Origin of the sequence: Yersinia massiliensis (assembly GCF_003048255.1) — a bacterium.
Classification (GTDB): Bacteria; Pseudomonadota; Gammaproteobacteria; order Enterobacterales; family Enterobacteriaceae; genus Yersinia; species Yersinia massiliensis_A.
The window spans coordinates 1,168,363-1,186,800 of record NZ_CP028487.1 but is presented as its reverse complement, the minus strand read 5'-3'; the positions used below and the strand labels follow the sequence as shown (position 1 = coordinate 1,186,800).

The following is an 18,438-nucleotide window of genomic DNA, read 5'->3' as shown; positions in this document are numbered from 1 at the left end:
TAAGATGAGTGCTATTATTCTTGCTGAATACGAATTGCAGTAGGTGGTAGACCAATTTGTAAAACTGTAGGTTGATACTCACTTTGGCTTTCAATTTTACTGGCTAATTTCTTGGCTAATAAAAAACCGACACTAGCCCCCATAAAAGCACCGAGAGCAGTAAAAGTATCAGTGATAAATAGGGTCTGAAATAAGGCTCCACCACCAATTAACCCTACTAGTGGGGTTAAATAAACCAAAGAAGCAGAGCGTAATAAGCTACCTTCACTGATACCAACTTCAACTTTCTGCCCAGGTTCTAGTGGTTGCAGAATTGCGATTTGTAGTTGGTGATCAGTTTCCGGTCCTAATTCATTTAATAGGTGGCTGCCACATCCGCTTCGCGCATGACAACTTCCGCAACCTGCTTGAGGCTCGCAGCGAAGAAGTGCAATGCCGTTATTCCACGAAATAACCGTGGCCCATTCTTTCATCATTTTGCAGACTCCAGAACCACGCTGTCAGCAATACGCTTCGCCGTTGCAGGAGGCAATTCTCCGACGACGGTGATTTCAACATTATTGCGAGCTTCCGTATGAACTGTGCGACGTCCCTGACGCAAAGATTGTTCTGAAGGAACATCTTTACCCAGTGGATTTATGTTCACCGAAAAACTAAATAAGCCATCGCTATACAAACGCGATTCTGTTGGCGTATCCATATTCGGCAGTGTACGGCGACTACGCGAAACCTCAGTAACACCTTCGGGTAACCAACGTAGGGACCAAGCAAAATCCACTTTATTCTTAGCAGGCAATGCCAATAAAGGAGGTAACGACAGTTTGACCAAATCTTTGAGAATCTCTTGGATCGGTTCCCCGACAGCAAAAGAAATCACCCGAAACTGTTCAAGTGTTTCGCCATCTTTGTCTAGCAAGTCAACACGCATTGGAAGTTTGGTTGTTTCATCCATCCAAATAATATAGCTATAACGGGTGCTATCTCGGGATACCACTCGAATAACCTGACAGGGTCTATCCGCGATCCGAGCTCGACCTAGCGCAATGTAGTTATAGTATTTCGACAGTTTTTCAAAATCGGGGAAGACAACAGAAGGCAATGCATCAACGATATGCTCACCGGCAAGGGTGAAAGAATCAAAACCTGGCTCGAAATAACTGATTTCATTTCCACGCTGTAGGATTTCAGTTCGTGGACCATCCATACGCAGTAATTGCGCCAAGGTTTTTTTATCTAAAATAGCATGTCGATAGCGAAGAGAATCAATCCCTTGCTTGTTAACATTGATATACGATAGCTCATAGTTGAGCGACTGGCTGGCATTGCTCATTTCCTGCAACATAGCTATCGGCGTAGTTTCCGCCGAAGCTAGTGTTGGCATGAATAGGCTGCCCGCCAATAAACAAACGGAGAACCAAAATTGCTTCATTACTGCTGTTGCATTCCTAAGGACTGAGTTCCTGGGACTTGAATTGCAGCTTGCGTTGATGTCGAAGGCTGCTGCAACACATCAGTTTGCGGTAAACGACGTTGCAATTCAAAATCTTGCAACTGGGTCATCATATTGACGCGTCTACGTTGCTCTTGAACTTGATGCTGTTGAGATGTTCCGAAAGAACCATCAGCAGGCACACCAAAACTCACAGGTGAGGCTTTGCCCATCATCGGTAATGTATTAAACGCCGGTGACTCAGGCTGTAAATTACCCGATGCAGGTTGGTTATACTGCTGTACCCCAACAATAACGGCAAGCGAAACACAAGCTGCCACACCCACTTGAGTAATCTGGCTGGCCCAAGGGCGAACTTTGTGCCAGAAAGGCATTTTCTGCCAAGTATGTGGTTGTGGCTGAGATTCAGGTACAGCAATAGGAACAAAACGAGTTGGCTCGTTTTTGAGCGCTTCTGCGACACGGCTGGCGATATCTAGGTGCAAGACTTCACCAACGTCCCCCCGCAGGGTGTCACGGATTAAGTGATAGCTCTCCCAGCTTTGCTGCAGCGTTTTATCTTTCGATAAAGACCCCAACAGCTCACTATCAAGAGTTTCTCCGTCCATCAGAGCGGAAAGCTTTTCTTTCTGCATGCCAAATACCCTTTATGTGTCCGCTTATCGCTGAATTAGCGGCTGAACTTTGTTATCGATAGCTTCTCTGGCGCGGAAGATACGGGAACGAACAGTACCCACCGGACAGTCCATAATTTCGGCTATCTCTTCATAGCTTAGACCATCTAACTCCCTGAGTGTAATCGCCATCCGGAGATCTTCAGGAAGTGACTCTATGGTTTTAAAAACTATCTGCCTCAATTCTTCAGACAACATTAAGTTCTCAGGGTTCGATATTTCTTTCAATGCACCCGCATTTTCGTAATTTTCAGCATCATTTGCATCCACATCACTGGATGGCGGGCGCCGCCCCTGAGCGACTAAGTAATTTTTTGCTGTGTTAACAGCAATACGGTAAAGCCACGTATAAAAAGCACTATCGCCACGGAATGATGCCAATGCGCGATACGCCTTAATAAAAGATTCCTGCACAACATCAGGGACATCACCCTGAGGTACGTATCGGGATACGAGGCTCGCAACCTTATGCTGGTATCGAACTACCAGTAAATTGAACGATTGCTGATCACCTTTCTGGACCCGTTCAACCAGCATCTGATCCGTTAACTGCTCGCTCATCCGAGGTGAACTCTCCCGAAATCTATCCCCATGCTAAAAATAGTACTGCCAGCCATAATGTTATTTTCCTGAGCAAGCACACGCTTGGAGTTCATAAAAATTGCAAAGTTCCATGTTGCCAGATTTTTTGTCTGAATATTATTTAGACATCTTATAGCCATAGCTTTTGCGCTGGCAGATAGGCTAACATGAAATTCACTCTTCTTCTGCACACATCATACGATATGCAATCATCATCTGAACACGTTAGCGATGTATTGATCATCGGGAGTGGCGCTGCCGGTTTGTCATTAGCTCTGCGCCTCGCACCACATTGTAAAGTCACCGTTCTGAGTAAAGGGCCACTGAATGAAGGAGCCACTTTTTATGCTCAGGGAGGTATAGCTGCCGTTTTCGATGAAACCGACAGCATCAGTTCCCACGTTGATGACACCCTGATCGCCGGGGCTGGGCTTTGTGACAAAGACGCCGTCGAATTTATTGCCAGCAATGCCCGCTCTTGCGTGCAATGGCTAATTGATCAGGGCGTGCTGTTTGATACTGAAACCAGTGCCAGCGGCGAAGAACGCTATCACCTCACTCGCGAAGGCGGTCATAGCCATCGCCGTATACTGCATACCGCTGATGCGACAGGTAAAGAAGTAGAAACTACCCTCGTAGGTAAAGCAAGTACTCACCCTAACATTTTAGTTAAAGAACGCTGCAATGCCGTCGATTTAATTACATCGAACAAAATCGGCCTAACAGGAACTAAACGTGTTGTTGGCGCTTACATTTGGAACCGTGAACTAGAGAAAGTTGAAACTTTTAGGGCCAAAGCCGTGGTGTTAGCAACAGGTGGGGCTGCAAAAGTTTATCAATACACCACGAATCCAGATATCTCCTCTGGTGATGGTATTGCCATGGCTTGGCGCGCAGGATGTCGAGTCGCCAATCTGGAGTTCAACCAATTTCATCCTACTTGCCTGTTTCATCCGCAAGCACGTAACTTTTTGCTGACTGAAGCACTACGTGGTGAGGGGGCTCACCTTAAGCGCCCGGATGGCAGCCGTTTCATGCCTGATTTTGATTCGCGAGGTGAGCTCGCGCCACGTGATATCGTCGCTCGCGCCATTGACCATGAAATGAAACGGCTGGGCGCGGATTGTATGTATTTAGACATCAGCCATAAACCCGCTGAATTCGTGATACAGCACTTCCCGATGATTTACGAAAAACTGCTGTCATTGGGTATCGATCTGACCAAAGAAGCTATCCCTATCGTGCCAGCCGCCCATTATACCTGTGGTGGTGTGATGGTCGATCAGCATGGACGTACCGATCTTGATGGGCTATATGCCATCGGTGAAGTCAGTTACACCGGTTTGCATGGCGCGAATCGCATGGCGTCCAACTCGCTACTTGAATGTTTAGTTTATGGTTGGTCTGCCGCTGAAGATATTCTCACGCGCTTACCGCATGCCAAGCTAGCTAAGCATTTACCAGACTGGGATGAGAGTCGAGTCGATAACTCGGATGAACGCGTTGTTATTCAGCATAACTGGCATGAATTACGCTTATTCATGTGGGACTACGTCGGTATCGTCCGCACCACGAAGCGCCTAGAGCGAGCCTTGCGCCGAATTAACACCTTGCAGCAGGAAATTGATGAGTATTATGCCAATTTCCGGATCTCTAATAATCTGCTGGAGTTACGTAACTTGGTACAGGTTGCTGAGTTAATCGTTCGCTGTGCAATGGAACGTAAAGAGAGCCGCGGGTTGCATTATACACTTGATTATCCTGAGCAAATAAGCGATCCAAAACCGACAATCCTCCATCCTTAATCCATCTCTGGGCGCAGTCAGCGGATTGCGCCCAACTTACTTTTTATCTCTTCAGCCTTAAAACATCACTAGTAATTAAGATAAAAATCACTGATTAGTGCGCAGAATTCGGGTGAATAGACGCCTTCAGATTGGCGCAGATCCAAATGCTGGAAGTCGGTTGTTCCGGATTGGCGCGATAACGTCAGTAACATCCGGTGCAATGGTTTACCAGGACGATCCCTAATATCAACCCGAGAACGGATAAACCAGTTTCTTTGCTCTGCTAATCGCACAAGTTCGACACCTAAGTCATGAGGTAACACGACACAAAACACACCGTCCTCAGTGAGGAGTTTCTCAGCGCAATCTAGTAAAGCATCATGTGTTAGAGAACCGGTATAGCGTGCGGTATCACGAGCCTCATCGCGACAAGCAACAGCCGGTGCAAAATAAGGTGGATTACTCACAATGAGGTCATATTGATGAAGGTGATTTTTGGCAAACTCGTGTACATCTTGGGCATAGATATTTATCCGTTCAGCCCAAGGTGACGAAGCCACGTTACTGCTTGCTTGTTGCGCTGCTTCAGGTTCCAATTCAACACCATCAATAATAACTTCTGGTGATGATCGTTGTGCAATCATCAAGGCAATTAACCCACTGCCGCAGCCAATATCCAGTGCTTTGCGGGCTTTTTCTACCGGCACCCAAGCGCCAAGCAGCACACCATCAGTACCTACTTTCATTGCACAACGGTCGTGCGCCACAAAAAATTGCTTAAAAGTGAAGCCACCGCCACGCAATACTGGTTTTTTTTTCAATTGTTCGCCCACATTAGTCGCCAGAATCTATAACCGGCGTAGCATAGGGCAATATGATTGAAGGGAAAAGACATCAATACCGCTTAAACAGGTGAAGAATTCGGCTAACCCGTCTATAATCGGCGCCCCAAGTAGAGGAAGACCATGACTGTAACCAATTTTTCCGAACTCGATCTCGATGAACGCCTGATTGACGCACTGCGCGACAAGGGCTATGAGCGCCCAACCGCTATCCAAGCTGCTGCCATTCCGCCAGCTATGGATGGGCGTGATGTTTTGGGTTCGGCCCCAACAGGTACTGGCAAGACTGCCGCCTTTTTGCTGCCTGCTTTGCAGCACTTGCTGGATTTTCCACGTAAAAAATCTGGCCCACCGCGAATTCTGATCCTAACGCCAACTCGTGAATTAGCCATGCAAGTGGCGGATCAAGCGCGTGAACTAGCCAAACATACACAGCTGGATATCGCGACAATTACCGGTGGTGTGGCTTATATGAACCACGCGGAAGTCTTTAGTGAGAATCAGGACATTGTGGTTGCTACCACAGGCCGCCTGTTGCAATACATCAAAGAAGAAAACTTTGACTGTCGGGCAGTAGAAACCCTGATTCTAGACGAAGCTGACCGTATGTTAGATATGGGCTTTGCGCAGGATATCGAAACCATCGCGGCAGAGACTCGCTGGCGTAAACAAACATTGCTGTTCTCTGCGACGTTGGAAGGTGAAGCCATTCGTGAGTTTGCCGAGCGCATTCTCGAAGAGCCGGTAGAGTTAGAAGCCGATCCTTCTCGCCGCGAACGCAAAAAGATTCAGCAATGGTATTACCGCGCAGATAATATCGAGCACAAAACAGCGTTGCTAGTGCACTTGTTAAAACAACCCGAAGTGCAGAAATCCATTATTTTCGTGCGCACACGGGAAAAGGTACACCAACTCGTCAGTTGGCTACGTGAAGCTGGCATTAACGCTTGGTTCCTCGAAGGCGAAATGGTTCAGGCTAAACGTACCGAAGCCGTTATTCGTTTGAGTGATGGTCGAGTCAATGTGTTAGTTGCTACTGACGTTGCTTCACGTGGTTTGGATATCGATGATATTAGTCACGTATTCAACTTTGATCTGCCGCTAACCGCTGATGTCTACCTTCATCGCATTGGCCGCACTGGCCGTGCCGGTCGCAAGGGTGTTGCTATTTCACTCGTTGAAGCGCATGACCATTTATTACTGGGCAGAATCGGACGCTATCTCAAAGAACCGTTGAAGCCACGCGTTGTTGATGAACTACGCCCAACCAGTAAAGAGCCAAGTGCAAAATCAACCGGTAAACCATCGAAGAAAGTTTTGGCTAAGCGTAAAGAGCTAAAAGAAGCCAGCAAAGAAAAAGCGAAGGTAAAGGTACGTCATCGCGATGCTAAGAACGTCGGTAAACGTCGCCAACCAAAGGCAAAATCAGATACCTAAAGCGCCAGATATTTCAATGCAGTGACTAAAAGCCGCTTATCAATTGCGGCTTTTTTATTAACAAAAAAGGGAGCCGAGGCTCCCTTAGAATTTTCACAACATCATCGTTGTGATAAAGAATTATAAGCTTTCAGTGAAAGTACGAGTAATCACATCACGCTGCTGTTCTGGCGTCAAAGAGTTGAAGCGCACAGCATAACCAGAGACACGAATAGTCAACTGAGGATATTTTTCTGGGTTTTTCACAGCATCTTCTAACGTTTCGCGGCGCAGAACGTTAACGTTCAAATGCTGGCCACCTTCAACACGGACAGTCGGTTGCAGTTCCAGTGGAACTTCACGATATTCGATCTGGCCTAATTCACTTGCTGGTACGATCTGGTCCTCTGCATATCCTGATTTGGCACAAACACAGCGCAGCTCATTTTTTTCATTATCCAGCAACCAGAAAGAGTTCAACAGTGCTTCATTGCTAGCTTTAGTAATTTGAATACCAGTAATCATTTGGGGCCTCCGTAATACGGCTAAAATTCCTAAGGGAAAAACCATTTTGGTTATTTGGTAAAACCATTGTTGTCTTATTGTTCTATATACCAGTCACACAGCCGCGATTCCTTGACTTAAATCAACATTTTTACCGCATCAATAAGAACCATAGCGCCAAATTTATGTTTTATATCAATTTTATCAATAGCGACCGTAGCAATTTTTTTTGTAAATTTTCAACATTTTTTATATTTAGCGGTCAAAAAAGCATCATCACGTCACAGACTCAGGTTTAACAGTTTCACTCCTAGGATTGAACCGGTAAGCTAACGCACATCAACACCTTACATAAATCAAGGAGTGTGTTTATGTCCGCCTCCCTAAGCTGGCACGATGTTATCGGCCAGGAAAAAGAACAGCCCTATTTTAAAGATACATTGGCCTATGTGGCTGCGGAACGTCATGCTGGGAAGATTATCTATCCCCCGCAAAAAGACGTGTTTAACGCGTTTCGTCTCACTGAATTAGATAGAGTTAAAGTGGTCATTTTGGGCCAAGACCCATACCACGGACCTAATCAGGCTCATGGGCTATCATTTTCAGTGTTACCTGGCGTCCCTGCCCCGCCATCTTTAGTGAATATGTATAAAGAGCTGGTAACTGACATTCCAGGCTTCGAACGCCCTAATCATGGCTTTTTACAAAGTTGGGCCGAGCAAGGCGTGTTATTACTCAATACTGTGCTCACTGTCGAAGCAGGCAACGCGCACTCTCACGCTAACCTTGGCTGGGAAACCTTTACCGATAAAGTGATTGCAGCGCTGAATGAACACCGTGACGGCGTGATTTTTATGCTGTGGGGAGCACATGCGCAGAAAAAAGGCCGTATCATCGATACTCAACGCCATCATATTCTGAAAGCGCCACATCCATCCCCACTCTCCGCACACCGAGGTTTTCTTGGCTGTCAGCATTTCTCGCAAGCAAACGTATTGTTGCAACAGCAAGGTTTACCGCCAATTGATTGGCAGCCCAAACTGCCTTCTTAAGACGAATGGCCTAACTCACTAATCAGAATCATAAAAAAAGGCACCAAAGAGGTGCCTTTTTTACGTTAGAGCACCTTAAGCTTTCGCTTTAGATACCGCAACCATCGCTGGGCGTAACAGGCGGCCATTCAGCGTATAGCCTTTTTGCATCACCATCATCACATTGTTAGGTTCGTGATCGGCAGATTCAAGCATCGTCATTGCCTGATGAACTTCAGGATTAAATGGAACGTTAGTCTCGCTGACAACTTGAATGCCGAATTTACCGACCGCATCGAGCAATGATTTCAGCGTTAACTCAACACCTTCAATCATCGAAGTCAGTTCGGTATTGGCTTTGTCAGCTGTATCTAGCGCACGTTCCAGATTATCGATAACTGGCAATAATTCAGCAGAGAATCGTTCCAAAGCAAACTTATGGGCTTTTTCAACATCCAATTCAGTACGACGACGGATATTCTCAACTTCAGCCTTGGCGCGTAGCAAGCTCTCGCGCTCACGCTGTACAGCTGCAGCCAACTGCGCTTCGAGCTCGGCAACACGCGGATCTACACCTTCACCCGTCTCTTGTGTTGCTTCCACTTGTTGCTCTGCTGCATTTTCCATTTCTTCCGAGACTTGCTCGTTTGGTGTTTTCTGTTCTTTACTACTCATGGATATCTCCGCGTTTTAGCATTAATCTCGCTACTTGGCTTATTATGGGGATCAAAACCGGGGATTCAAGGGAACCGGTCATAATGTGGGGTAAAAGATGCCCCCAGTAAGGAAAATCACGGCAATGAATAATAAAAGATTCAATTGTATTGGTATTGTCGGTCACCCACGGCACCCGGCCGCACTTGCCACTCATGAAATGCTCTACCACTGGCTAAATACCAGAGGTTATGACGTGATGGTTGAACAACAAATTGCAAAAGATCTCAATTTAACCGGTGCAGTCACTGGCAGTTTGGCTGAAATCGGCCAAAAAGCCGATTTAGCGGTCGTCGTCGGCGGTGATGGCAACATGCTTGGCGCTGCTCGTGTTCTGGCCCGTTATGATATCAAAGTGATTGGCGTCAACCGCGGCAACCTGGGTTTTCTCACCGATTTAGACCCAGATAACGCTCAACAACAACTTTCCGATGTGTTGGAAGGTGAATACATCAGCGAGCAGCGTTTCTTACTGGAAGCCCAAGTCACACGAACAGCTCAACAAAGCCGCATCAGCACAGCCATCAATGAAGTCGTTTTGCACCCCGGCAAAGTTGCACATATGATCGAATTCGAAGTCTATATCGATGATCGCTTCGCATTCTCTCAACGCTCTGATGGCTTGATCATTGCCACGCCAACCGGTTCGACGGCTTACTCTCTTTCCGCTGGAGGGCCTATTCTGACCCCCACACTGGATGCCATCGTTTTAGTTCCAATGTTCCCCCACACCCTAACTGCAAGGCCACTGGTAATTAATAGTAGCAGTACCATTCGCCTGAAGTTCTCGCAAATTACCAGTGACCTGGAAATTAGCTGTGACAGCCAGATAGCGTTGCCGATCCAAGAGGGGGAAGAGGTTCTCATCCGACGCAGTGATTTTCATCTCAATCTGATCCATCCTAAGGACTACAGCTATTTCAATACGTTAAGTACGAAATTAGGTTGGTCAAAAAAATTATTCTAAAAAATGCCCCAAGGACTTTACTGTATATAAAACCAGTTTATACTGTATTCAAATACAGCCATGTGTTTATGTACAGGAGATTTACCATGCTGGCCCAATTAACCATCAGTAATTTTGCAATTGTGCGTGAGTTAGAAATTGATTTTCAACCCGGAATGACAGCAATTACTGGCGAAACAGGGGCAGGTAAATCCATCGCTATAGACGCATTAGGGTTATGTCTCGGTAGCCGTTCAGACGGCAGTATGGTCCGCTTGGGGGCGACACGTGCTGATATTTGTGCTCGCTTCTCACTGGTAGATACTCCCTCAGCCCGTCTGTGGTTGGAAAATAACCATTTAGACGACAGCAATGAATGTCTATTGCGCCGCGCCATTGGAGCAGATGGCCGCTCAAGGGGCTTTATTAATGGTACAGCAGTGCCTTTGTCACAATTACGTGAACTGGGCCAACACTTGATTCAGATTCACGGCCAACATGCCCATCAATTACTGTTAAGGCCTGATCACCAGAAACAATTGTTAGATGCTTACGCAGGTCAATCAATTCTGTTGTCTGAAATGAAAGCAGCCTATCAAATCTGGCATCAAAGCTGCCGTGCTCTGGCACTCCATCAACAACAATCACTGGAACGCAACGCCCGCCATGAGTTATTGCAATATCAGTTAAAAGAGCTAAATTCATTTGCCCCACAAGCAGGGGAATATGAACAGATTGATGTTGAATATAAACGCCTAGCGAATAGCGGTCAGTTGCTATCAATCAGCCAACAAGCTTTACAACTGCTTTCAGACGATGAACAAAATAACATTCTTAGCCAACTTTATTCCGCTAAACATCAGCTAACCGAACTGGCGAGTATGGATGAGCAATTTAATAATCTGCTTAATATGCTGGAAGAGGCCTCAATCCAAATTAGTGAAGCGAGTGATGAGTTACGCCATTATGCAGAACAGCTAGATATGGACCCTAACCGCCTATATGAACTAGAGCAACGGCTATCCCGCCAATTAGCTTTGGCTCGTAAGCATCATGTCGCACCGGAAGAACTTCCACAATTCCATCAGCAATTGCTTGATGAACAAGAACAACTCTCACAACAAGAGAGTGATCACGAACAACTTAGCCATGAAGTTAATACTCACTACCAGCATGCACTCGCTATTGCCAAACACCTGCATGAGGAACGCGAGCATTATGCGAATGAGCTAGCGGCATTAATTACTAAAAGCATGCACGAGTTATCAATGCCACACGGCAAATTCACTATTGATACTCACTTTGAACCAGAACACCTCAGCGCTGAAGGTGCAACTCGGATTGAATTCTGCGTCACCACCAACCCAGGCCAACCGCTGCAACCGCTGGCAAAAGTCGCTTCTGGTGGTGAACTATCTCGCATCGCCTTAGCAATTCAGGTCATTACAGCGCGTAAAATGGACACTCCTGCGCTTATTTTTGATGAAGTCGACGTGGGTATCAGTGGACCAACCGCAGCCATTGTGGGCCGCCTGTTGCGTCAGCTTGGCGAGTCGACTCAAGTCATGTGCGTCACTCACCTTCCGCAAGTTGCCGGTTGTGGCCATCAACATTTCTTTGTGAGTAAACAAACCGATGGCACTGAGACCGAAACGCACATGCACCGGTTAGATAAAAAAGCTCGTTTACAAGAGTTGGCGCGCCTTCTAGGGGGTAGCGAAGTGACGAAAAATACCTTAGCAAATGCAAAAGAATTGCTCGCAGCGTAGAAAAGATTAACTTTTTTCCTTTCTAGAGGTCATACAGGTGCTCTGTAAAGGTTTCCAACTGCTGCAAGGTCTATTATCATCGTCATACTACGCCCTAAAGGAATGTGATTACTATGCGCTGTAAAATGCTGACTGCCGCCGCTGTGATGCTTGCGATGCTTACTGCGGGTTGTTCAACACTGGAGAAGGTGGTCTACCGGCCTGATATTAATCAGGGTAACTATTTATCACCTAATGATGCATCCAAAATCCATAAGGGTATGACCCAGCAACAAGTGGCATATACCTTAGGCACCCCAATGTTACAGGATCCATTTGGTACTAAAACTTGGTTCTATGTATTCCGTCAGCAACCTGGCCATGAGAAAGTGACGCAGCAAACATTGACGTTGACCTTCGATAGCAGCGGTGTACTTACTGATATCAAAAATGAACCAACGCTAGCAGGGAATTGATTTTTCCGAAGATTGCCATTTAAATTGAAGAGACGAATTCTGACTAGGATAGTTACATGTTGAGCCTGCTGGTATTAGTGGCAACGTGTAGTAGAGCCGGTTTGTTCAATAGCAATCAGGGGCAGCAACAAAAAATAAGGCGCAAATGTGCCTTATTTTTTTGCGTGCTCAGCGCGCTGGCGGCGTAGCTCTTTAGGATCAGCAATAAGTGGACGATATATCTCAACCCGATCACCGTCATTCAATTTATCGCTAAGTTTTACAGGACGGCTGTAGACACCCACTTTATTTTTGGTCAGATCGATATCTGAGCGCAACTCAAGCAGGCCCGACGCATTAATAGCGTCCTCGACAGTACTTCCCGCTACAAGTGAAATAGAACGTAGATATTGGCGTTCAGGCAAGGCATAGACCACCTCAACACGAATATCAGACACTATAAACCTCTTTCGCCCGCTGGGTGAATGCTTGAACCATATTCCCAACCAACTCTTTGAATATCTTACCAAAAGCCATTTCGATTAACTTATTGGTAAATTCAAAATCCAAATGCAACTCGACTTTACAGGCGTCTGCACTCAGTGGCGTAAAATGCCACCCGCCCATTAGTTTACTAAATGGCCCATCCACTAGTTGCATATTGATGCTCTGGTTATCAGTTAACGTATTACGCGTCGTAAACGTTTTACTGATTCCAGCTTTGGCAACATCAACGGCTGCTGTCATTTCATTTTCGGTAGCTTCAAGTACACGACTTCCGGTACAACCCGGTAAAAACTCTGGATAAGAACGAACATCGTTAACCAGTTGATACATCTGTTCTACGCTAAATGGAACTAACGCAGAGCGGCTAATCTGTGGCATATCATTTCCTGTGAGACATAATACGCACAGATAATACCATTTATCTGTCACCAGACAAAAAATCTGCTATGCATGCAGTGCAACAAATGAGACAAAATGCATCGGCTTCCTGCGGGAAAGGATTTCATTCGCCTTCACATACAGTATAATGATCAACATTATGACAAAGAAAAAAGCATACAAACCCGGTTCCGCCACCATTGCGCAAAATAAGCGCGCCCGCCACGAATACTTTATCGAGCAAGAATTCGAAGCAGGCCTGTCTTTGCAAGGTTGGGAGGTCAAGTCTCTTCGTGCTGGTAAAGCCAACATCAGTGATAGCTACGTCACTTTTAGAAACGGTGAAGCTTTCTTGTTTGGGGCAACCATCACGCCGCTTAACGTCGCTTCAACTCATGTTGTCTGCGAACCCATGCGTACACGCAAATTGCTGCTAAATAAGCGCGAACTGGATTCGCTTATTGGCAAAGTTAACCGCGATGGTTTTACCGTTGTTGCCCTTTCCGTCTATTGGAAAAATGCATGGGTTAAAGTTAAAATCGGTGTCGCGAAAGGTAAAAAAGATCACGATAAACGCGATGACATCAAAGATCGTGAATGGCAGCTTGATAAAGCCAGAATAATGAAGCACTCAAATCGTTAAGTCACTGGCTTAACAGACGATAGTTCTGGTATACTACCTAAGTTCTTTGGGGCTGATTCTGGATTCGACGGGATTCGCGAAACCCAAGGTGCATGCCGAGGTGCGGAGGCCTCGTAAAAAACCGCAAAAAAAATAATTGCAAACGACTCGCAATACGAATCTGCTGCTTTAGCAGCTTAATCAGCCTAAGAAACTGAAGATTCCCTCTCTCCCTAGCCTCCGCTCTTAGGACGGGGATCAAGAGAGGTCAAACCCAAAAGAGATCGCGTGGACACCTTGCTTGGGGTGAAAGCGTTAAACCCAATCAAGCTAGTTTGTTAGTAGCGTGTCCGTCCGCAGCTAACCGGCGAATGTAATGACTGGACTAAGCATGTAGTGCCGACGGCGTAGTAATTTCGGACGGGGGTTCAAATCCCCCCAGCTCCACCAAATTATCTTCTAAGGACGTCCAAAGAAGACTGAAAAGCCCGCTAACTCAATGAGTTGCGGGCTTTTTTATGTCCTATGCTGTCCTATTTTATCCCACCCAAGCTAATTCCTTTAGGCCCATTGATAGGCCCAACGAAAAGAACTAACATCTTTGTTGGGCCTAAACGCATGCAGATTTTTCATGGCAAGAAAAACTAAGCCATTAACCGATACCGAAATCAAAGCAGCTAAACCGCAGGACAAAGACTATCAGCTGTATGATGGTGATGGACTCACACTGCTAATCAAATCTAGCGGAAGCAAGTTATGGCAATTCCGTTACTACCGCCCTTATACAAAACAAAGAACCAAACAAAGTTTTGGTGCCTACCCTGCTGTCACACTTTCAGATGCTAGAAAACTTAGAGCAGAATCTCGCTCATTACTGGCGAAAGATATTGACCCTCAAGAATATCAAAAAGATCAAATAAGAAACTCTCAAGAGGCCAAAACCAATACCTTTCAACTTGTCGCTGAACGTTGGTGGGAAGTGAAGAAGTCCACCGTAACCGAAGATTACGGTAATGATATCTGGCGTTCACTTGAGCGAGATGTGTTTCCTGCTATAGGCGATATCAGCATTACTGATATCAAAGCGCATATATTGGTCCAAGCAATACAGCCCGTTCAAGCTAGAGGCGCATTAGAAACTGTTCGTCGCCTTTGTCAACGTATCAACGAAGTGATGATCTATGCTCAAAATACTGGATTAATTGATGCTGTTCCAAGTATCAACATTGGTAAGGCTTTTGAAAAACCAAAGAAAAAAAACATGCCAAGTATTCGCCCTGAGCAGTTACCGCAACTCATGCAAACAATGCGTACAGCTAATATTATCTTACCTACCAGATGTTTGTTTATGTGGCAGCTGCTTACCATATCCCGCCCTGCCGAAGCCGCTGAAGCCCGTTGGGACGAAATCAACTTTGAAACCAAGGAATGGAAGATACCGGCTGCTAGAATGAAAATGAACCGTGAGCACACTGTTCCGTTATCTGACGCTGCTTTAGCTATCTTAGAACTAATGAAACCACTCAGTGTTAATCGTGAGTTTATCTTTCCTAGCCGTATCAAGCCGACTCAACCGATGAATAGCCAAACCGTCAATGCTGCATTAAAACGCGCTGGATTCGGTGGTGTACTGGTCTCACACGGCCTACGCTCAATTGCTAGTACCGCTCTCAATGAGCAAGGCTTCCCACCTGATGTGATTGAAGCCGCTCTAGCCCACTGAATCGCCACGGGTTTAACACACACCTCAGAGTCATTTAAAATGACTTGAAGAGAGGTGCCCATGAGCGGTAAGCGTTATCCCGAAGAGTTTAAAACTGAAGCAGTCAAACAGGTTGTTGATCGCGGTTATTCTGTTTCCAGCGTTGCAACATGTCTTGATATCACCACCCACAGCCTTTACGCCTAGATAAAGAAGTACGGTCCGGATTCTTCCACCAACAAAGAGCAGTCAGATGCTCAGGCCGAGATCCGCCGTCTTCAGAAAGAGCTGAAGCGGGTTACCGACGAACGGGACATATTAAAAAAAGCCGCGGCGTACTTCGCAAAGCTGTCCGACTGAGGTACGCCTTTATCCGTGACAACTCCTGTTGTTGGTCCGTTCGTCTACTCTGCCGGGTGCTGAATGTTCATCCGAGTGGGTTTTACACCTGGCTTCAGCAGCCGCATTCACCACGGCTTCAGGCGGATCTCAGACTGACAGGACAAATCAAACAGTTCTGGCTGGAGTCCGGTTGCATTTATGGCTATCGCAAGATCCATCTCGACCTACGAGATAGCGGGCAACAATGTGGGATTAACCGGGTCTGGCGGCTGATGAAGCGTGCCGGGATAAAGGCTCAGGTCGGGTATCGAAGCCCACGAGTGCGTAAAGGTGAAGTCAGTATCGTGACACCCAACAGGCTCCAGCGACAGTTCAACCCGGACGCTCCGGATGAACGTTGGGTAACGGACATAACTTACATCCGAACCTACGAAGGCTGGCTGTATCTGGCCGTAGTTGTTGATCTGTTCTCGCGCAAAGTTATCGGCTGGTCAATGCAACCCAGGATGACAAAAGATATTGTTCTGAATGCGCTTTTGATGGCCGTGTGGCGACGTAATCCCCAAAAACAGGTGCTGGTTCATTCTGACCAAGGTAGTCAGTACACAAGCCATGAGTGGCAGTCGTTCCTGAAATCACACGGTCTGGAGGGCAGTATGAGCCGTCGCGGTAACTGTCACGACAATGCAGTTGCAGAAAGCTTTTTCCAGCTACTGAAGCGTGAACGGATAAAGAAAAAGATCTACGGAACACGGGAAGAAGCACGCAGCGATATTTTTGATTACATCGAAATGTTTTATAACAGTAAGCGTCGGCATGGTTCGAGTGATCAGATGCCACCGACGGAATATGAAAAACAATATTATCAACGGCTCGGAAGTGTCTAGATTATCCGTGGCGATTCAGTATACCGTTGTTTTTCTCCTTCCAGACCTAGCAAGTACGATGCTAAAGATAGATACTGGATGCTGTATTCCACCTTTATATTTGACATCGAACATGTCCTGACAGGACAAAGCCATAACGCCCAACATTGTAGGGAAAATAACCTCAGCTGCTGCGCCTGTTTTAGCATGGATCTCAACAATCAAATCTTGAAAATATTTTGGTAATACATCTAGCTTGAAGCACAGTTCTTTTTTTTGTTTAGACATTTCATACCCCTTTATTAATTCAACTAAGCAATTCGTGAAACTAACCATTTTTCGATAGATGCGTACTGCCATCCCACAGATGCCGCACCAAGCTTGATAGGCTTAGGAAAGTCTTGATCGTAGTATTTCGATCGAGGATTAAGCTTTTCATAGATACTTGATCTGGATATACCAAGCATTACCGTTAACTCTGTCATTCGCAGGATACGTATAGGTGAGTTTGATTGATTTACATTTTCTTTTGGATTCAGCATTTCGTTCTCTCTTATCAGCTTTGTTTACATGCTTCGACTTTGCCATAAGTTATGAGAAAATAACTCGTAAAAATCCCGAGACCAATAGAGAAGAAAATGTATACACACAAGTTTGCCAATATAATGATTGATGTCTGTAAAATTCTAGGGTTACTATCAAAAGAACTTGACAAGAAAGAATTGCGGAACCACACAGATTTTATATCTCATCAAAAATTTTTAGATGATGCTTATAATGGGATAATCGAAATTATCGATCATAATAAAGTGATAAATAAAGATGAAAGGAGGGAATATTTTTATAAATATGAAAAACCATATAATCAACTAAATAGCGAATTTATTTTATCTAAATTGTCAAAAAAAGAAATAATAAAAAACTTACTGAGATCACTATTCCAGCAATTATTGCTCTAGATATGCATATAACACTCAACACTTCATCTAAAGATAACTCCATTCATTTCTATAGTTATATTGAGGCCTTTCTATTCAGTGACTGTTATCCTCACAATTTACATGATCCTAAAGAACTCCCAAAAGGAGTTAGAAAGTATCTTAAAAGAATTATCAAAAACATGAAATTTCCATTAATTATAGATACAAAGCTACTTGAGATCCAAATTGGAAATATCAGAGCCAGTGCAAATCAAAATACAAAAACGTTCATCCAAAAAATAAAAATTTGCAAATCAAATGCAAAACGTGCAAATTTAAACTATGATAATGCGTTTGAAAAAATAAAAATGGCATATACTTCCTTAAATTCAATGCTGACATTTCAAAATGAAACATATTTAGTACAATTAGTAAAAGATAATTATGAAAAAATAATAAATGAAAATACCCCTTTAAGTCATCCATTAAAGTCTTTATATGCATATATATATAAATATGTATATAATGAAGGGAACGTTAAACTCTGTTCAGATGAAATTATTTCTTATGCAAAGTTATCTAATATAAAAGACGAACCACTACATGCTAGATATGTTATTCGAAAAATAAATGAAATAGTTTATGTATATATATTTCGTGAGAATTATACTGAAAATAATTTTCTTAACATTTATAAAAAACTAAGAGAGTGTAAGCAATACCCCATATTTCATACGTATGAACAATTTTTAGACATTTTATATTTACTAAGGCACCAAAATTTAAATGAAGCCTATAGACTTATAAATGGAATAGACTTAGACGAAATCCAATCAAATAAATTAATATCCTCAATATCAATCATAAAGCTTGCACTAAAAATAAAATTAGAGCCAAAAAAATAAAAAATGGTTCATTAATACCATTAATAAATCCTATTTTAAATAATCAA

The 18,438-nt window shown here is 44.6% G+C and carries 20 protein-coding genes, 1 other RNA gene and 2 pseudogenes; 12 read left to right on the top strand and 11 right to left on the bottom strand.

The window, feature by feature from the left end:
• Window positions 1-14 precede the first annotated feature (14 nt).
• Genes rseC through rpoE form a run of 4 tightly spaced genes read right to left on the bottom strand, consistent with a single transcriptional unit; the run spans window position 15 to window position 2,685 of the window.
• Window positions 15-476: a SoxR-reducing system protein RseC gene (gene rseC / locus DA391_RS05495; RefSeq protein ID WP_050082017.1), complete on the bottom strand. Its 462-nt coding sequence runs from the start codon at window positions 474-476 to the stop codon at window positions 15-17.
• Window positions 473-1,429 carry a sigma-E factor regulatory protein RseB gene (rseB, locus tag DA391_RS05490; protein WP_050082019.1) on the bottom strand — a complete coding sequence of 319 codons (957 nt, stop codon included), beginning with the start codon at window positions 1,427-1,429 and terminating at the stop codon, window positions 473-475. Before rseB ends, rseC begins: the two co-directional genes overlap by 4 nt.
• Window positions 1,429-2,085, bottom strand: coding sequence for an anti-sigma-E factor RseA (gene rseA / locus DA391_RS05485; protein WP_050286231.1), 657 nt, complete (start codon window positions 2,083-2,085; stop codon window positions 1,429-1,431). The genes rseB and rseA overlap by 1 nt, the downstream gene beginning before the upstream one ends.
• Before the next feature lie 24 nt (window positions 2,086-2,109).
• Window positions 2,110-2,685 (bottom strand): RNA polymerase sigma factor RpoE, encoded by a 576-nt coding sequence (rpoE, locus tag DA391_RS05480; protein WP_019212219.1) that lies wholly within the window; start codon window positions 2,683-2,685, stop codon window positions 2,110-2,112.
• Window positions 2,686-2,909: 224 nt separating this feature from the next.
• Between rpoE and nadB the strand changes: the two genes are divergently transcribed.
• Window positions 2,910-4,511 (top strand): L-aspartate oxidase, encoded by a 1,602-nt coding sequence (nadB, locus tag DA391_RS05475; protein WP_172986950.1) that lies wholly within the window; start codon window positions 2,910-2,912, stop codon window positions 4,509-4,511.
• Between the two features lie 68 nt (window positions 4,512-4,579).
• Here nadB and trmN read toward each other — a convergent pair whose 3' ends face one another.
• On the bottom strand, window positions 4,580-5,326 hold the full coding sequence (gene trmN / locus DA391_RS05470) for a tRNA(1)(Val) (adenine(37)-N(6))-methyltransferase TrmN (RefSeq protein WP_050286229.1): 747 nt from the start codon (window positions 5,324-5,326) through the stop codon (window positions 4,580-4,582).
• Window positions 5,327-5,458: 132 nt separating this feature from the next.
• Between trmN and srmB the strand changes: the two genes are divergently transcribed.
• Window positions 5,459-6,772, top strand: coding sequence for an ATP-dependent RNA helicase SrmB (gene srmB / locus DA391_RS05465; protein ID WP_049607684.1), 1,314 nt, complete (start codon window positions 5,459-5,461; stop codon window positions 6,770-6,772).
• Window positions 6,773-6,892: 120 nt separating this feature from the next.
• Here srmB and grcA read toward each other — a convergent pair whose 3' ends face one another.
• Window positions 6,893-7,276, bottom strand: a complete 384-nt coding sequence (grcA, locus tag DA391_RS05460; RefSeq protein WP_050082025.1) for an autonomous glycyl radical cofactor GrcA — start codon at window positions 7,274-7,276, stop codon at window positions 6,893-6,895.
• Between the two features lie 350 nt (window positions 7,277-7,626).
• Between grcA and ung the strand changes: the two genes are divergently transcribed.
• Window positions 7,627-8,307, top strand: coding sequence for a uracil-DNA glycosylase (gene ung / locus DA391_RS05450; protein ID WP_057644927.1), 681 nt, complete (start codon window positions 7,627-7,629; stop codon window positions 8,305-8,307).
• A gap of 75 nt (window positions 8,308-8,382) precedes the next feature.
• Here the strand turns inward: ung and grpE are convergent, their stop codons facing one another.
• Complete coding sequence (gene grpE, locus DA391_RS05445; RefSeq protein WP_049607686.1) at window positions 8,383-8,961, bottom strand: nucleotide exchange factor GrpE; 579 nt, start codon at window positions 8,959-8,961, stop codon at window positions 8,383-8,385.
• A 124-nt stretch (window positions 8,962-9,085) separates the two neighbouring features.
• Between grpE and nadK the strand changes: the two genes are divergently transcribed.
• The 3 genes from nadK to bamE all read left to right on the top strand — a co-directional run bounded on the left by nadK (window position 9,086) and on the right by bamE (window position 12,170).
• Entirely contained in the window at window positions 9,086-9,967 is an 882-nt protein-coding gene (gene nadK / locus DA391_RS05440; RefSeq protein WP_019212228.1) for an NAD(+) kinase, read from the top strand.
• 86 nt (window positions 9,968-10,053) lie between these two features.
• Complete coding sequence (recN, locus tag DA391_RS05435) at window positions 10,054-11,715, top strand: DNA repair protein RecN (RefSeq protein WP_167398163.1); 1,662 nt, start codon at window positions 10,054-10,056, stop codon at window positions 11,713-11,715.
• Window positions 11,716-11,828: 113 nt separating this feature from the next.
• A complete protein-coding gene (gene bamE / locus DA391_RS05430) occupies window positions 11,829-12,170 on the top strand; it encodes an outer membrane protein assembly factor BamE (protein ID WP_019212230.1) in 342 nt (113 codons plus the stop codon).
• 152 nt (window positions 12,171-12,322) lie between these two features.
• On the opposite strand, the gene DA391_RS05425 is transcribed toward bamE, so the two are convergent.
• Complete coding sequence (locus tag DA391_RS05425; protein WP_019212231.1) at window positions 12,323-12,607, bottom strand: RnfH family protein; 285 nt, start codon at window positions 12,605-12,607, stop codon at window positions 12,323-12,325.
• Window positions 12,600-13,034: a type II toxin-antitoxin system RatA family toxin gene (locus DA391_RS05420; protein WP_050082033.1), complete on the bottom strand. Its 435-nt coding sequence runs from the start codon at window positions 13,032-13,034 to the stop codon at window positions 12,600-12,602. Before DA391_RS05420 ends, DA391_RS05425 begins: the two co-directional genes overlap by 8 nt.
• A gap of 160 nt (window positions 13,035-13,194) precedes the next feature.
• Here DA391_RS05420 and smpB point away from each other — a divergent pair, with 160 nt between their 5' ends.
• The 4 genes and pseudogenes from smpB (at window position 13,195) to DA391_RS05400 (ending at window position 16,587) form a co-directional block, all read left to right on the top strand.
• Window positions 13,195-13,677: an SsrA-binding protein SmpB gene (smpB, locus tag DA391_RS05415; protein ID WP_042806903.1), complete on the top strand. Its 483-nt coding sequence runs from the start codon at window positions 13,195-13,197 to the stop codon at window positions 13,675-13,677.
• A 48-nt stretch (window positions 13,678-13,725) separates the two neighbouring features.
• Window positions 13,726-14,106: a transfer-messenger RNA gene (gene ssrA, locus DA391_RS05410) on the top strand.
• A 181-nt stretch (window positions 14,107-14,287) separates the two neighbouring features.
• A pseudogene (locus DA391_RS05405) lies at window positions 14,288-15,376 on the top strand (integrase domain-containing protein); the annotation flags it as partial.
• A 63-nt stretch (window positions 15,377-15,439) separates the two neighbouring features.
• Window positions 15,440-16,587 (top strand): annotated as a pseudogene (locus DA391_RS05400) (IS3 family transposase).
• Between the two features lie 15 nt (window positions 16,588-16,602).
• Here DA391_RS05400 and DA391_RS05395 read toward each other — a convergent pair.
• On the bottom strand, window positions 16,603-16,854 hold the full coding sequence (locus tag DA391_RS05395) for a DUF3987 domain-containing protein (protein WP_159074556.1): 252 nt from the start codon (window positions 16,852-16,854) through the stop codon (window positions 16,603-16,605).
• Window positions 16,855-16,877: 23 nt separating this feature from the next.
• On the bottom strand, window positions 16,878-17,108 hold the full coding sequence (locus DA391_RS05390; protein ID WP_108088246.1) for a helix-turn-helix transcriptional regulator: 231 nt from the start codon (window positions 17,106-17,108) through the stop codon (window positions 16,878-16,880).
• A gap of 96 nt (window positions 17,109-17,204) precedes the next feature.
• On the opposite strand from DA391_RS05390, the gene DA391_RS05385 reads away from it, so the two are divergent.
• Window positions 17,205-17,525 carry a hypothetical protein gene (locus DA391_RS05385; protein WP_108087434.1) on the top strand — a complete coding sequence of 107 codons (321 nt, stop codon included), beginning with the start codon at window positions 17,205-17,207 and terminating at the stop codon, window positions 17,523-17,525.
• Between the two features lie 161 nt (window positions 17,526-17,686).
• Window positions 17,687-18,391 carry a hypothetical protein gene (locus DA391_RS05380; RefSeq protein ID WP_108087433.1) on the top strand — a complete coding sequence of 235 codons (705 nt, stop codon included), beginning with the start codon at window positions 17,687-17,689 and terminating at the stop codon, window positions 18,389-18,391.
• Window positions 18,392-18,438: the final 47 nt, after the last annotated feature.

What these genes read in the sequence shown, in the direction of transcription:
- rseC (WP_050082017.1), bottom strand. Translation starts at nt 476, where the DNA reads ATGATGAAAGAATGGGCCACGGTTATTTCGTGGAATAACGGCATTGCA.
- rseB (WP_050082019.1), bottom strand. Translation starts at nt 1,429, where the DNA reads ATGAAGCAATTTTGGTTCTCCGTTTGTTTATTGGCGGGCAGCCTATTC.
- rseA (WP_050286231.1), bottom strand. Translation starts at nt 2,085, where the DNA reads ATGCAGAAAGAAAAGCTTTCCGCTCTGATGGACGGAGAAACTCTTGAT.
- rpoE (WP_019212219.1), bottom strand. Translation starts at nt 2,685, where the DNA reads ATGAGCGAGCAGTTAACGGATCAGATGCTGGTTGAACGGGTCCAGAAA.
- nadB (WP_172986950.1), top strand. Translation starts at nt 2,910, where the DNA reads ATGCAATCATCATCTGAACACGTTAGCGATGTATTGATCATCGGGAGT.
- srmB (WP_049607684.1), top strand. Translation starts at nt 5,459, where the DNA reads ATGACTGTAACCAATTTTTCCGAACTCGATCTCGATGAACGCCTGATT.
- grcA (WP_050082025.1), bottom strand. Translation starts at nt 7,276, where the DNA reads ATGATTACTGGTATTCAAATTACTAAAGCTAGCAATGAAGCACTGTTG.
- ung (WP_057644927.1), top strand. Translation starts at nt 7,627, where the DNA reads ATGTCCGCCTCCCTAAGCTGGCACGATGTTATCGGCCAGGAAAAAGAA.
- grpE (WP_049607686.1), bottom strand. Translation starts at nt 8,961, where the DNA reads ATGAGTAGTAAAGAACAGAAAACACCAAACGAGCAAGTCTCGGAAGAA.
- nadK (WP_019212228.1), top strand. Translation starts at nt 9,086, where the DNA reads ATGAATAATAAAAGATTCAATTGTATTGGTATTGTCGGTCACCCACGG.
- recN (WP_167398163.1), top strand. Translation starts at nt 10,054, where the DNA reads ATGCTGGCCCAATTAACCATCAGTAATTTTGCAATTGTGCGTGAGTTA.
- bamE (WP_019212230.1), top strand. Translation starts at nt 11,829, where the DNA reads ATGCGCTGTAAAATGCTGACTGCCGCCGCTGTGATGCTTGCGATGCTT.
- DA391_RS05420 (WP_050082033.1), bottom strand. Translation starts at nt 13,034, where the DNA reads ATGCCACAGATTAGCCGCTCTGCGTTAGTTCCATTTAGCGTAGAACAG.
- smpB (WP_042806903.1), top strand. Translation starts at nt 13,195, where the DNA reads ATGACAAAGAAAAAAGCATACAAACCCGGTTCCGCCACCATTGCGCAA.
- DA391_RS05395 (WP_159074556.1), bottom strand. Translation starts at nt 16,854, where the DNA reads ATGTCTAAACAAAAAAAAGAACTGTGCTTCAAGCTAGATGTATTACCA.
- DA391_RS05390 (WP_108088246.1), bottom strand. Translation starts at nt 17,108, where the DNA reads ATGCTGAATCCAAAAGAAAATGTAAATCAATCAAACTCACCTATACGT.
- DA391_RS05385 (WP_108087434.1), top strand. Translation starts at nt 17,205, where the DNA reads ATGTATACACACAAGTTTGCCAATATAATGATTGATGTCTGTAAAATT.
- DA391_RS05380 (WP_108087433.1), top strand. Translation starts at nt 17,687, where the DNA reads ATGAAATTTCCATTAATTATAGATACAAAGCTACTTGAGATCCAAATT.